Below are 12,964 nucleotides of genomic sequence, written 5' to 3' on the forward strand. Positions count from 1 at the left end.
CACATGAAGTCACACCGCGAAAGTCATCCATGCCCGTCCACGACGAAACCCGCGTCCTGCCCTATACCGCCGACCAGATGTATGCGCTCGTCGCGGACGTCGAGAGCTATCCGAAGTTCCTGCCATGGACCGCCGCCGCGCGCCTGCGGTCGGAAAGCGAGGAGGGCGACCACACCGTCCTGCTGGCCGACCTCGTGGTGTCCTTCAAGGTGTTCCGCGAAACCTTCGGCAGCCGCGTGACCCTCTGGCCCGAGAAGAAGCAGATCGACACCGCATACATCGACGGCCCCTTCAAGCACCTGAACAGCCGCTGGACGTTTCAGGACGTGGCCGAGGGGTGCAAGGTCCACTTCCACGTCGATTTCGAATTCAAGAACCGGCTGTTGCAGGGTGCCGCCGGCATGTTCTTCAATCAGGCGATGCAGACCATCGTCCGGGCGTTCGAGCGGCGGGCGGCGGCGCTTTACGGGGCGGGGGCCGCCTGATCAGCCGGCGGGCGCCTGCTGCCGGATAGCCTCCAGCAGCAGGTCCAGCGCATGATCCACGGTCGCGGCACGCACATGGCTGCGGCCGATCGCCCCGAACTCCACCGTTTCCGCATGCATCCCGTTGGTCGTCGCCACGCCGAAGCAGACCCGCCCCTCGGGCTTGTGCTCCGATCCGCCGGGACCGGCGATGCCGGTGACGGACAGAGCGATCCGCGCGTCGGACCGGTCCAGCGCACCCTGCGCCATCTCGCGCGCGACCTCTTCGGAGACGGCGCCGAAGGTGTCGAGCGTCTCGGCCCGCACCCCCAGCATCTGCATCTTGGCGGCATTGGTATAGGTCACGAATCCCCGGTCGAAGATCGCGGAACTGCCCGCGACCTCGGTGATCGCCCCCGCGATCAGGCCGCCGGTGCAGCTTTCCGCCAGCGCCACCATCATGCCGCGTTCCCGCGCCAGATCAAGAAGTTGCGCGGCCTTGCTCATCTCAGGATGACCCCGTGGTAAAGCGCCGCGAAGAGCACGACGCCGATGGCGGCGAAAACACCCGCGATCACGTCGTCCAGCATCACGCCCAGCGGATCGCCACGGCGGTCGGCCCAGCCCACCGGGCCCCACTTCCTGATGTCGAACAGCCGGAACAGGGCAAAGGCCGCGATCCAGCCGGGCCACAGCGCCGTATAGGGCGCACCCACCTGCGCCGCGCCGATGGCCAGCGGCCACAGCGCGATCCATTGGCCGACGACCTCGTCCACCACGATCTCGCCCGGATCCTCGACGCCAGAGGCCCGCGTTTCCACCGTCGTGGCCCACCAGCCGATGCCGAACAGCGCGAACGTCGCCACGATCAGCACGACCGGCCCGCCCAGCACCATCAGCAGCCACCCCACGGGCAGGGCCACCAGCGATCCCCATGTGCCGGGGGCAGGGCGCAGCAGGCCCACGTATAGGAATGTCGCGATCAACCGTGTCATGCGCTCACCAAAGTTGCGGTGGCGAGGGCGGCGATGCCTTCCTCGCGACCCGTGAATCCAAGGCGCTCCGACGTGGTGGCCTTCACGCTCACCCGGTCCGCCGCCAGCCCCATGATCGCGGCCATGGCGGCGCGCATCGCCGCCTGATGCGGCCCGACCTTGGGGTATTCGCAGACCAGCGTGCAGTCCACGTTGGAAATCCTGAATCCCATCTCCGCCGCCAGCGCGACCGCGTGGCGCAGGAAGATATGGCTCTCCGCCCCCTTCCACTGCGGGTCCGACGGAGGGAAATGCACCCCAATGTCGCCCTGTGCCAGCGCGCCATAGATCGCGTCGGTCACCGCGTGCATCCCCACATCCGCGTCGGAATGGCCCTGCAGGCCGCGCCCGTGCGGCACCTTCACGCCGCACAGCATCACGTGATCCCCCGGCCCGAACCGGTGCACGTCGTATCCGTTGCCCAACCTGATATCCATGCCTGCCCCCAGCAGCCGCTCCGCCCGCGCGAAATCCTCCGCGTGGGTGATCTTGAGGTTGTCTTCATCGCCCCGCACGATCGAAACGTCCAGCCCCGCCGCCCGCGCCACGGCGACGTCGTCGGCAGCGGCACCGCCATGGGCAGCATGGGCGGCCCGGATCGCGTCCGTCCGGAAGCCCTGCGGCGTCTGGGCCCGGAACAGACCAGCGCGGTCCTGCACCCCCGTCACCTGCGTATCGCCGCGCCACAGCGCATCCGTCACCGCGACGGCGGGCGCCGCACCGGGCGCGTGATCCAGCGCCGCGATCACCCGGTCGATGACGGCGGCGCTGACAAGGGGGCGGGCCGCGTCGTGGATCAGCACGCGATCCTCCGTCACCGCATCAAGGCCGCGGCGCACCGATGCCTGCCGGTCGGCACCGCCGGTCACCACCGTCACGGCGGAATCGGTCCACCGGTGCAGGTCATCCGGGTGCAGGACCAGCACGATCCGGTCGATGCCCGGATGCCGGGCGAAGGCCGCAACCGTATGCCCCAGAACGGTTTTCCCCGCCAGCGTCCGCCATTGCTTTGCGACGTCGCCGCCCGCGCGCACGCCGCGTCCCGCGGCCACGATCAATGCGGCTGTCGTCGTCATGGCAGGCCTCGCTCACCAAAGGGTCCGGTCCCCCCTGACTAGCGATCCGCCAATCCCTGCGCAATCACGGGCGTGATGCCTCATTTTTAGGCGACCTTGCGGGAATTTTATCATCGGTTGCCGCACCGCGTTGTCAGGCGGGCCGGGCCGGGATAGTTCAAAGACGCACGCACAGCCTTTAGGCAAAAGATGAATTTGACGGCATCGCAACGGTTTCTTCCGGCACCCCCCGTGGCCCTCGCACCCTTGGCCGGGATCACCGACCTGCCGTTCCGGCAGTTGGTCGCCAGTTTCGGCGCGGGCTGGGTGGTGTCCGAGATGGTCGCCTCTCAGGACATGGTGCAGGCAAAGCCGTCCGTCCGGGACCGCGCAGAGCTTGGCTTCGACCAAAGCGCGACAGCGGTGCAGCTGGCCGGCCGCGATCCTTACTGGATGGCAGAGGCGGCGCGCATGGTGGCCGACAACGGCGCCGCCGTGATCGACATCAACATGGGGTGCCCCGCCAAGAAGGTCACGGGCGGCCTGTCCGGCTCCGCCTTGCTGCGCACCCCCGACCACGCCCTCCGCCTGATCGAGGCGGTGGTGAGCGCCGTCGACGTGCCGGTGACGCTCAAAACGCGTCTTGGCTGGGACGACGACAGCCTGAACGCAGCCGACGTGGCCCGCCGGGCCGAATCCGCCGGCATCGCTCTTGTAACGATCCACGGTCGCACCCGCTGCCAGTTCTACAAGGGCCGCGCCGACTGGTCCGCGATCCGTGCCGTCCGCGATGCGGTGACGATTCCAGTCATCGCCAACGGCGACATCACGGGCGCGCAGGACGCCCGCACGGCGCTCGCCCGCTCCGGCGCCAACGGGGTGATGATCGGCCGCGCCGCACAGGGCCGGCCATGGCTGCTGGCGCAGATCAGCGCAGCACTTTACGGCACCATGCCGCCGCAGGTGCCGCAGGGCAGGGCGTTTTGTGACATGGTGTCAGGCCATTACGAGGCGATGCTCACCTTCTATGGCGCCGCCCTCGGCAGCCGCGTCGCCCGCAAGCATCTGGGCTGGTACATGGATACCGGAGGCACGCCGACTGCCCTGCGCACCGCCGTTCTGACCTCTACCGACCCGGCCCGCGTGCTGGCGCTGCTGCCCGATGCCCTTGCATCCACCGGGGCGGAGGCCGCGGCATGATCGCCGACGAAGCGCTCTGGACCTCGCTGCCGGTGCCCGCCCTGCTGCTGGGCGCCGACGACCGCATCCTGCAGTCGAACCCCGCAGCCGAAAGTTTCCTGAACCTCTCGGCAAAGGCCCTTGCGGGCGAGATCGTCTGGGACAAGGTCCTGATCGACGCTCCCCTCGATTCCGCCTTCGAAAGAGCCCGCGAACAGCGCACCTCGCTTTTCATCAACGATGTCGACGTCGGCTCCGGCATGCGGTCGCCGCAGCATTGCAACATCCAGTTCGCCCCGCTGCAAGGCCGCGACCGGGTCACGATCATGATGATCAGCCCCCAGCAGATCGTCAGCCGCCTCAATCAGAACGCCATGTCCGGCAAGGCCGCCCGGTCCGCCATCGGCATGGCAGAGATGCTGGCGCACGAGATCAAGAACCCCCTCGCGGGCATCACCGGGGCGGCGCAGCTCTTGTCCATGGGCCTCGACCCCCAGGATCAGGAACTGACGGACCTGATCGTCGCCGAATCGCGTCGCATCGTGAAGCTGCTGGAACAGGTCGAACAGTTCGGCAACCTGCGCCCGCCCTTGCGCAAGTCCATCAACATGCACGACACCCTCGACCGCGCGCGCCAGTCCGCCAGCGTCGGCTTCGGCGCGCACATGATGTTCCTGACCGACTACGACCCGTCCTTGCCCCGTGCGCTGGCCGATGCCGACCAGTTGCAGCAGGTCTTCCAGAACCTGCTCAAGAACGCGGCAGAGGCTGGCGACTCCGGCGGCACGATCCGCATCCGCACCTTCTACGACGCCTCCCTGCGCGTCATGCAGCCCGATGGCACCCACGCCCGCCTGCCGCTGCAGGTCGAGATCATCGACGACGGCCCCGGCCTGCCACCCGACATCGCCGCCGACATCTTCGAGCCTTTCGTGTCGGGCCGCGAGAACGGCACCGGCCTCGGCCTCGCGCTGGTCAGCAAGCTGATGCACGACGGCGGCGGCTGGATTACAGTGGATTCCGTGCCGGGCCGCACCGTATTTCGCCTGTCGCTGCCGCAGGCCGACCCCAATGACGACGGAGAAGACTGATGGATGGAACGGTTCTGGTCGCGGACGACGACCGCACGATCCGCACGGTGCTGACGCAGGCGCTGACGCGGGCGGGCTGCAAGGTCCACGCGACCTCCAGCCTCGTCACGCTGATGCGCTGGGTGGACGAGGGCAAGGGCGACCTCGTGATCTCCGACGTCATCATGCCCGACGGCAACGGGCTGGAACAGCTGCCCCTGATCGCCAAGGCGCGCCCCGGCCTGCCGGTCATCGTGATTTCGGCCCAGAACACCATCATGACCGCCATTCAGGCGGCAGAGGCGGACGCCTACGACTATCTGCCGAAACCCTTCGACCTGCCGGACCTGATGAAACGCGCCGCCCGCGCGCTGGAGGTCAAGCGACACGCCACGACGCCACGCCCGGCCGCAGAGCGGACGGACGCCTCCTCCGACCTGCCGCTCGTCGGGCGCACGCCCGCGATGCAGACCCTTTACCGGCTGGTCGCAAGGGTGATGAACACCGCGCTTCCCGTTCTGATCACGGGGGAATCCGGCACCGGCAAGTCGCTGATCGCCCGCGCGGTCCACGACTTCTCCGACCGCCGGTCGCTGCCCTTCGTCACCGGCACGGCCGCCGACCTCGACACCATCGACGGCCCCGCCACGATCCTGTCACGCGTTCGCGGCGGCACCATCCTCTTCGACGAGGTGGGTGATCTGGACGCCACCGCGCAGGCCCGCATCGTCCGCCTGCTGGACACGCTGGGCGACAACGCCCCGCGCATCATGGCCACGTCGCAAGGCAACCTCGGCGCCCTGATGGACGAGGACAAGTTCCGCGACGACCTGTTCTATCGCCTGTCGGGCGTCACCATCGCCGTCCCCGCTCTGCGCGAACGGGTCGACGACATCCCGCTGCTGGCCGAACACTTCCTGCAGGCGGCAGAGCGCGAGGGCGCCCCCCTGCGCCACCTGTCGCCCGGCGCCATGGACATGGTGCGCGCCTACAGTTGGCCCGGCAACGTGCGGCAGCTTGAAAACACCGTGCGCCGCCTCGTCTTCACCGCCGCCGCGGACGAGATCACGCGGGCCGAGGTCGATGCCGTCCTCGGCAACCAGCCCGCGATGGAACCCCTGCGCGGCGGGGCGGAGGGCGAAAAGCTGTCGGTCTCCGTCGCACGCCACCTGCAACGCTATTTCGACCTGCACGGCGGCGCGCTGCCGCCCCCCGGCCTCTACATGCGGATCCTCAGAGAGGTGGAGGCCCCGCTGATCGAGATCGCGCTGGATGCGACCGGCGGCAATCAGGCGAAATGCGCCGATCTGCTGGGAATCAACCGCAATACCCTCAGAAAGAAGATCACTGACCTCGATATTCGCGTGACACGTCGCCGCAAATTGATGTAAAACCGCAACATAAACGTGGCCCCGGGGAAACAACGCCCCGGCAGGACCATAAAAGACGGCGGTAACGGCGGGGTCAGACCCGCCATAGTGACAGGGCGAAGCGCGTGCAGCGTTCCCTCTTGGGTATGAATTTCCAGCGGCTTGCGCGCTGGCGGCGGCAGCGTGCCGTCCAGAACGGGCTGACCGTCCTGCTGGTCGTGCTGGGGCCGGTCCTGACGATGATGACCTTCCTCATCCTGGGTGGTCCGCTCGACCGTGCGTCCTCGTCCCCGCTGCTGCGCCTGATCCTGCTGGCCGACCTCGTCTATGTCATCATCGTCGCGGGGCTGGTCATCCAGCGCGTCACCTCGATGATCGTGGCGCGGCGCAACCGGTCCGCCGGATCGCGCCTCCACCTGCGCCTGACCGGCGTCTTCGTGGCGCTGGCGCTGATCCCCACGGTGCTGGTCGCGATCTTCGCCGTCCTGTCGATCAACCTCGGGTTCGAGGGCTGGTTTTCCGAACGCGTCCAGAACGTGCTCGGCACCTCCTTGACCACGGCGCAGGCCTACGACGGCGAAGAGCGTTCCGAACTGCTGCGCGATGCCAACGCCTTGGCGGGCTTCCTGAATACAGAGCGGCAGACGAACTTCTTCATGAACGACGGCGACGTGCGGCAGGCGATCGGCTCGGTCCAGAACCAGCTCGACCGCGGCCTGTCAGAGGTCTTCTTCATCGATGGCGCAGGAGAGATCATGACCCGCGGCGCGCGGTCCTACGATTTCAACTACGAACGTCCCACGCCCGCCGATTTTGCCGCCGCCGACGCCACCGGCAGCCAGATCATAGAGGACGGCGCCAACAACGAATTCCGCGCCCTCATCCCGATGGAGACGTTTCCGAACCGCTACCTCTACGTCACCCGCGCCGTCGACGGGCAGATCCTGTCGCTGCTCGACGACACGGAAGCGACGGTCGCCCTCTACGACCAGCTGGAGCGTGACCGCGGACAGCTGCTGTTCCAGTTCGGCTTCCTCTACCTAGGTTTCGCCGTCATCCTGATCCTCGCGGCCACGTGGCTGGGCCTGCAATTCGCAGAACGCCTGTCGCGTCCCGTCGGGCGTCTGGTCACTGCGTCCCAGCGCGTCGGCGCGGGCGATCTGGACGTGCGCGTGATCGAGGATGACGGCGACGACGAGATCAGCCAGCTTGGCCACTACTTCAACCAGATGACCAGCCGCCTGAAGGGGCAGCGCGACGACCTGATGGACAGCAACCGGCTCTTCGATTCGGTGCTCAGCTCCGTCACCTCCGGCGTCGTCGGCCTCGATCCCGAAGGGCGGATCGCCTTCCTCAATCCCTCCGCCGCGCGGATGCTGTCGATGGGACCGGGGCAGGCGGCGGCGGCGTCCCTTTCCGTCGCCGTGCCGGAACTGGCGCCGCTCTTCGACCGGCTGCGCCGCGAATCGCGGCCCGTGGTGCAGGAACAGGTCAACCTCGTGCGCGGCGGCAAGCAGGAAAGCCTGCTGGTCCGCATGGCGCCTCGCACCGGCGCCAACGGCGTGCTGGATGGCTACGTCGTGGCCTTCGACGACGTCACCGACCTTGTCAGCGCGCAGCGCATGGCCGCATGGGGCGACGTCGCCCGCCGCATCGCGCACGAGATCAAGAACCCGCTGACCCCGATCCAGCTGTCGGCCGAACGGATCAAGCGCAAGTTCTCGGGCGAGGTGAAGGACAGCACCAAGCTCGACCAGATGACCGACGTGATCGTGCGCCAGACCAACGACCTGCGCCGCATCGTCGACGAGTTTTCCAAGTTCGCCCGGATGCCCGAACCGCAACTGGCACAAAGCGACCTCGTCCGTCTGGTCCGGGACGCGGTGACGCTGCAAGAGGCGGGCCAGCCCGGCGTGCGGATCACGACGGACCTGCCCGCCGACCCGGTGCTGGCAGAACTTGACGACACGATGATCGGGCAGGCCCTGAACAATCTGATCAAGAACGCCGGAGAAGCCATTGAAACGCTTCAGGAACGCGACGGCACAGGCAGCGTCGCGCCGCAGATTCGCGTGGCCCTGACGACCACGCCGACGCAGGCGCGCATCACCGTGTCGGACAACGGCATCGGCCTGCCCACCGACCGCGCGCGCCTGTTCGAACCCTACGTCACCACCCGCGACAAGGGCACCGGCCTCGGCCTGCCCATCGTGCGCAAGATCATCGAGGAGCACGGCGGCACCCTGTCCCTGACGGACGCCGAGCCCTTCGACGACACCGACCGCCGCGGTGCCTGCGCGGTCATCCTTCTGCCGCTGGCCCCCGTCGGGGTGGCGGCCAATAAGATTCCAGCATGAGGTTTACGATATGAGCGACATTCTGATTACCGACGACGAGCGCGACATCCGCGAATTGATCGGCGACATCCTGCAGGACGAAGGCTTCGAGACGCGGCTGGCCGCCAATTCCGAACAATGCATGAGCGCCATCGCCAAGCAGAAACCCGCGCTGATGATCCTCGACATCTGGCTCAAGGACAGCGGGATGGACGGCATCGACATCCTCAAGACCGTCAAGCGCGACCACCCGGAAATCCCCGTCGTCATCATCTCGGGCCACGGCAACATCGAGATCGCGGTCGCCGCGATCAAGCAGGGCGCCTACGACTTCATCGAAAAGCCCTTCAACATCGACCAGCTGATGGTCGTGATCCGCCGGGCGATGGAAACCAGCCGCCTGCGCCGCGAGAACGTCGAACTGAAACGCGGCGAGTCCGCCCCGGCAGAGATGCTGGGCGAAAGCGCCGCCTTCCGCGCGCTGAAAGCGCAGCTGGACAAGGTCACCAAATCCAACGGCCGCGTCATGCTGTCCGGTCCCGCCGGATCGGGCAAGGAAATCGCGGCCCGCTACATCCATGCCAATTCCGCCCGTGCCAACGCGCCCTTCGTCATCGTCAGCTCCGCCAGCGTCGCCCCCGACCGGATGGAAGAGGTGCTCTTCGGCCGCGAGACCCCCGGCCGCGGGGTCGAGAAGGGTCTGCTGGAACAGGCTCACGGCGGCATCATCTATCTCGACGAGGTGGCGGACATGCCGCTGGGCACCCAGACCAAGATGCTGCGCGTGCTGGTCGACCAGTCCTTCACCCGCGTCGGCGGCACGGAAAAGGTGCAGGTCGACCTGCGCTTCGTGTCCTCCACCAACCGCGATCTGGCGTCGGAAATCGCCGCCGGCCGGTTCCGGCAGGAACTGTTCCACCGCCTGAACGTCGTGCCGATCCCGGTCCCCAGCCTCGAGGAACGGCGAGAGGACATTCCCGTCCTCGCCGCCCACTTCATCGCCATGCTGAACCGCACTCAGGGCCTGCCGCTGCGCGAACTGGGCGAGGATGCCCGCGCCCTGCTGCAGACGATGCTCTGGCCCGGCAACGTCCGACAGCTCAAGAACGTCGTGGAACGTGTGCTGATTCTGGGCGAATCCGGCGATCCGATCTCTGCCCGCGAACTGCCCTCGGCAGAGGAGACGCCCGCCGGCGACGGCCGCATCGTGCTGTCCGGCGGTCTTGCGACCCTGCCGCTGCGCGACGCGCGCGAACTGTTCGAGCGTGAATACCTGCTGACCCAGATCAACCGATTCGGCGGCAACATCAGCCGCACCGCGTCCTTCGTCGGCATGGAACGCAGCGCCCTGCACCGCAAGCTGAAATCGCTGGGCGTGGCCACCGCCAACAAGTCCGGCGCGCGCATCGCCTATGTCGAGGAAGACAGCTGAATTGACGCCCCCGTGACGCTCTGTCACGAGAGGGGCGGTTGCAGGGGAATCCGCGCATGAAGATCATCATCTGTGGGGCCGGTCAGGTCGGCTGGCAGATCGCGCGGCACCTGTCGGGCGAACGCAACGACGTGACGGTCGTCGACAACAACGCCGAACTGGTGCGCCGCATCACCGACACGCTGGACGTGCAGGGGATTTCCGGCCACGCCAGCTATCCCGACATCCTCGACCGGGCAGGGGCCCGCGACGCCGACATGATCATCGCCGCGACCCATTCGGACGAGGTGAACATGGTCACCTGTCAGGTCGCCCATTCGATCTTCAACATCCGGCGCAAGATCGCGCGGCTGCGCGCCCAAAGCTATCTCGACGCGATCTACTCGGATCTCTACCGCCGCGATCACCTGCCGATCGACGTCGTCATCAGCCCGGAACGCGAGGTGGCAGAGGCCGCGCTGCAACGCCTTGCCTCACCCGCCGCCTTCGACACCGAAAGCTTCCTCGACGGCACCGGCACGCTGATGGGCATCGCGATCGAGCCCGACTGCCCGGTCATCAACACGCCCCTGCGCCAGCTGACCGACCTCTTTTCCACCCTGCGGGCGGTCGTCGTCGGCGTGCGCCGCGACGGCGTGCTTTTCGTGCCGACGGCCAAGGACCAGCTTTTCGCCGGGGACGAGGCCTATCTCTTCACCCATACCGACGACATGGGCCGGGCGCTGGAAATCTTCGGCAAGGTCCAGACCAAGCAGGAACGCGTCGTCATCATCGGCGGCGGCAACGTCGGCCGCGCCGTGGCGCTGGCACTGGAGGATCGCACCGACCGCGTCCGCGTCCGCATGATCGAACGGTCCCGCGACGTGGCAGAGGCCGCCGCAGACGCCCTCGACCGGACCATCGTGCTGAACGGCGACGGCCTCGATGCGGCTTTGCTGGAAGAGGCGGGGATCACCTCTGCCGATGCCGTGCTGGCCGTGACCGACGACGACAAGACGAACCTGCTCGCCTCGGTCCGCGCCAAGGAGATGGGGTGCAAGATGTCGATCTGCCTCGTCAACGATCCCACGCTGGTGCCGCTGATGGGGCCGCTCGACATCGACGCCTACATCAACCCGCGGTCCACCACCGTGTCGTCGATCCTGCGCCACGTCCGCCACGGCCGGGTGCGCGGCGTCTATTCCATCGGCGACGCAGAAGCCGAACTGCTGGAGGCGCAGGTCCTGTCCACCAGCCCCATCGCGGGGCAGAAGATCCGCGACGTGGCCTTTCCCGAAGGCGCGCTCGTCGGCGGCATCCTGAAACCCTCCGGCATGGTCAAGCCGACCGGAGAGACCCGGATCGAGGAGGGCGACATCGTCGTGATCTTCGCCATGTCCGACGACGTGCCAGAGGTCGAGCGGCTGCTTCAGGTCTCGATCGACTTCTTCTGATGCACCGGCTGAAGTCCCTGCCGTTCTTCGTGATGCTGATGGGCATCGGGGCGCTGGCGATGCTGGTGCCCGCCCTGCACGCATGGGCGCTGCGCGACTTCACCTCGATGCGCACGTTCTTCTATGCCGCGGTGCTGTTCTTCACGCTGACGCTGCTGATCGCGCTGGCCACCACCGGGACGCAGCCGAAATCCGCCGCGCGCAGCCAGCTTCTGACGCTGGTGCTGGCCTTCGGCGTGCTGCCGCTGATGTTCGCCGTCCCCTTTCAGGAGGCGGGCCGCAACATCCGCTTCTTCGACGCCTGGTTCGAGATGGTCAGCAGCTTCACCACCACCGGCGCCACGCTCTACGAAAACGCGGGCCGGCTGCAGCCGTCCCTGCATCTGTGGCGCGCCACCGTCGGCTGGATGGGCGGGCTGCTGGTCTGGATCATGGCCGTCGCCGTCTTCGCCCCGATGAACATCGGCGGGTTCGAGGTGCGCGCCGCCGGCGGCAGCGCCAATGTCACCGCCGGCGCCTACACCCAGATCGGCCGCACGGCGCAGGTGCAGGACCGTCTGGCCCGCCACGCCGCCACGCTGGCACCGATCTACACGGCCCTGACCTTCGTGCTCTGGCTCGCCCTCGTCCTGTGCGGAGAGGTGCCCTACATCGCCCTCTGCCACGCCATGTCGGTGCTCTCGACCAGCGGCATTTCCCCGATCGGCGGCGTCTACTACGCCGTCGCCGGCTTCTGGGGAGAGGTCTGCGTCTTCGCCTTCTTCATCTTCGCCCTGTCGCGCCTGACCTTCTCGCGCGGGATGTTCGGCGACAGCGACGCCCGGCTGATCCGCGACCCGGAAATCCGCATGGCCGCGGGCCTCGTCGCCGGCACCACGCTGCTTCTGATCGCGCGCCACTACATCGGCAGCATGGAGGAGGGGACACAGGGCACATGGGGCGGCTTCTTCGCCTCGATCTGGGGCAGCGTGTTCACCGTGACCTCGTTCCTGACCACCACGGGCTTCGAATCGCATTTCTGGGATGGCGCCTCGCGCTGGTCGGGGCTGGAAACGCCGGGGCTCTTCCTCGTCGGCATGGCGTTGATCGGCGGCGGTGTCGCCACCACCGCCGGCGGCGTCAAACTGCTGCGCGTCTACGCCCTCGCACGGCATTCCGAACGCGAACTCGAACGCCTGCTGCATCCGTCCTCCGTCGCCGGCGGCGGGCGAGAGGCGCGGATGATCCGCAGGCAGGGCGCCTACGTGTCGTGGATCTTCTTCATGCTCTTCGCGCTGTCCGTCGCGGGCACGATGATCCTGCTGTCCCTGACCGGCGTGCAGTTCGAAACCTCGATGGTGCTGACCGTGGCCTCGCTGTCCACCACCGGCCCGCTGGCCGTGGTCGCCGCCGAAACTCCGATCAGCTTTTCCGGCCTGCCGGACCTCGCCAAGACCGTCCTCGCCGCGGCCATGGTCCTCGGCCGGCTGGAGGCTCTGGCCATTGTCGCCTTGTTCAACCCCGAAATCTGGCGCAAATAGGGATTCGCGTTTTTGGGGGTGGCATATCGACGCCCTCCACGACATAATCTTTCGTAATCAAGCCGATCCGT

Annotated in this window: 11 protein-coding genes; 8 read left to right on the forward strand and 3 right to left on the reverse strand. The window is 67.4% G+C overall.

Going from position 1 to position 12,964, the window contains the following annotated elements:
• The first annotated feature begins 29 nt into the window (after positions 1–29).
• Positions 30–485, forward strand: a complete 456-nt coding sequence (locus BUA54_RS02180) for a type II toxin-antitoxin system RatA family toxin (protein WP_072855549.1) — start codon at positions 30–32, stop codon at positions 483–485.
• Here BUA54_RS02180 and BUA54_RS02185 read toward each other — a convergent pair whose 3' ends face one another.
• From BUA54_RS02185 to BUA54_RS02195, 3 genes are read right to left on the reverse strand one after another with little or no spacing between them, the layout of a single operon-like run.
• Entirely contained in the window at positions 486–971 is a 486-nt protein-coding gene (locus BUA54_RS02185; protein WP_072855550.1) for a CinA family protein, read from the reverse strand.
• The gene (locus BUA54_RS02190; protein ID WP_072855551.1) at positions 968–1,459 is read right to left on the reverse strand and encodes a phosphatidylglycerophosphatase A family protein; all 492 of its coding nucleotides are present in this window, start codon (positions 1,457–1,459) and stop codon (positions 968–970) included. The genes BUA54_RS02185 and BUA54_RS02190 overlap by 4 nt, the downstream gene beginning before the upstream one ends.
• The gene (locus tag BUA54_RS02195) at positions 1,456–2,574 is read right to left on the reverse strand and encodes a bifunctional 2-C-methyl-D-erythritol 4-phosphate cytidylyltransferase/2-C-methyl-D-erythritol 2,4-cyclodiphosphate synthase (protein ID WP_072855552.1); all 1,119 of its coding nucleotides are present in this window, start codon (positions 2,572–2,574) and stop codon (positions 1,456–1,458) included. Before BUA54_RS02195 ends, BUA54_RS02190 begins: the two co-directional genes overlap by 4 nt.
• 189 nt (positions 2,575–2,763) lie before the next feature.
• On the opposite strand from BUA54_RS02195, the gene dusB reads away from it, so the two are divergent.
• The 7 genes from dusB to BUA54_RS02230 all read left to right on the forward strand — a co-directional run bounded on the left by dusB (position 2,764) and on the right by BUA54_RS02230 (position 12,893).
• Entirely contained in the window at positions 2,764–3,753 is a 990-nt protein-coding gene (gene dusB / locus BUA54_RS02200; RefSeq protein WP_072855553.1) for a tRNA dihydrouridine synthase DusB, read from the forward strand.
• Positions 3,750–4,823 carry a two-component system sensor histidine kinase NtrB gene (locus BUA54_RS02205; protein WP_072855554.1) on the forward strand — a complete coding sequence of 358 codons (1,074 nt, stop codon included), beginning with the start codon at positions 3,750–3,752 and terminating at the stop codon, positions 4,821–4,823. The genes dusB and BUA54_RS02205 overlap by 4 nt, the downstream gene beginning before the upstream one ends.
• Positions 4,823–6,193 carry a response regulator gene (locus tag BUA54_RS02210; protein WP_072855555.1) on the forward strand — a complete coding sequence of 457 codons (1,371 nt, stop codon included), beginning with the start codon at positions 4,823–4,825 and terminating at the stop codon, positions 6,191–6,193. The genes BUA54_RS02205 and BUA54_RS02210 overlap by 1 nt, the downstream gene beginning before the upstream one ends.
• 125 nt (positions 6,194–6,318) lie before the next feature.
• Positions 6,319–8,529: a sensor histidine kinase NtrY-like gene (locus BUA54_RS02215; protein WP_072855556.1), complete on the forward strand. Its 2,211-nt coding sequence runs from the start codon at positions 6,319–6,321 to the stop codon at positions 8,527–8,529.
• Between the two features lie 10 nt (positions 8,530–8,539).
• Positions 8,540–9,940, forward strand: a complete 1,401-nt coding sequence (ntrX, locus tag BUA54_RS02220; protein WP_072855557.1) for a nitrogen assimilation response regulator NtrX — start codon at positions 8,540–8,542, stop codon at positions 9,938–9,940.
• Positions 9,941–9,996: 56 nt separating this feature from the next.
• Entirely contained in the window at positions 9,997–11,373 is a 1,377-nt protein-coding gene (gene trkA / locus BUA54_RS02225) for a Trk system potassium transporter TrkA (protein WP_072855558.1), read from the forward strand.
• Positions 11,373–12,893 (forward strand): TrkH family potassium uptake protein, encoded by a 1,521-nt coding sequence (locus BUA54_RS02230; protein WP_072855559.1) that lies wholly within the window; start codon positions 11,373–11,375, stop codon positions 12,891–12,893. Before trkA ends, BUA54_RS02230 begins: the two co-directional genes overlap by 1 nt.
• Positions 12,894–12,964 lie beyond the last annotated feature (71 nt).

It is taken from the genome of Loktanella atrilutea, from assembly GCF_900128995.1.
Classification (GTDB): domain Bacteria; phylum Pseudomonadota; class Alphaproteobacteria; order Rhodobacterales; family Rhodobacteraceae; genus Loktanella; species Loktanella atrilutea.

Bases quoted from the DNA above. Each gene is read 5' to 3' on its own strand.
- BUA54_RS02180 (WP_072855549.1), top strand. From the start codon at position 30: ATGCCCGTCCACGACGAAACCCGCGTCCTGCCCTATACCGCCGACCAG.
- BUA54_RS02185 (WP_072855550.1), bottom strand. From the start codon at position 971: ATGAGCAAGGCCGCGCAACTTCTTGATCTGGCGCGGGAACGCGGCATG.
- BUA54_RS02190 (WP_072855551.1), bottom strand. From the start codon at position 1,459: ATGACACGGTTGATCGCGACATTCCTATACGTGGGCCTGCTGCGCCCT.
- BUA54_RS02195 (WP_072855552.1), bottom strand. From the start codon at position 2,574: ATGACGACGACAGCCGCATTGATCGTGGCCGCGGGACGCGGCGTGCGC.
- dusB (WP_072855553.1), top strand. From the start codon at position 2,764: ATGAATTTGACGGCATCGCAACGGTTTCTTCCGGCACCCCCCGTGGCC.
- BUA54_RS02205 (WP_072855554.1), top strand. From the start codon at position 3,750: ATGATCGCCGACGAAGCGCTCTGGACCTCGCTGCCGGTGCCCGCCCTG.
- BUA54_RS02210 (WP_072855555.1), top strand. From the start codon at position 4,823: ATGGATGGAACGGTTCTGGTCGCGGACGACGACCGCACGATCCGCACG.
- BUA54_RS02215 (WP_072855556.1), top strand. From the start codon at position 6,319: ATGAATTTCCAGCGGCTTGCGCGCTGGCGGCGGCAGCGTGCCGTCCAG.
- ntrX (WP_072855557.1), top strand. From the start codon at position 8,540: ATGAGCGACATTCTGATTACCGACGACGAGCGCGACATCCGCGAATTG.
- trkA (WP_072855558.1), top strand. From the start codon at position 9,997: ATGAAGATCATCATCTGTGGGGCCGGTCAGGTCGGCTGGCAGATCGCG.
- BUA54_RS02230 (WP_072855559.1), top strand. From the start codon at position 11,373: ATGCACCGGCTGAAGTCCCTGCCGTTCTTCGTGATGCTGATGGGCATC.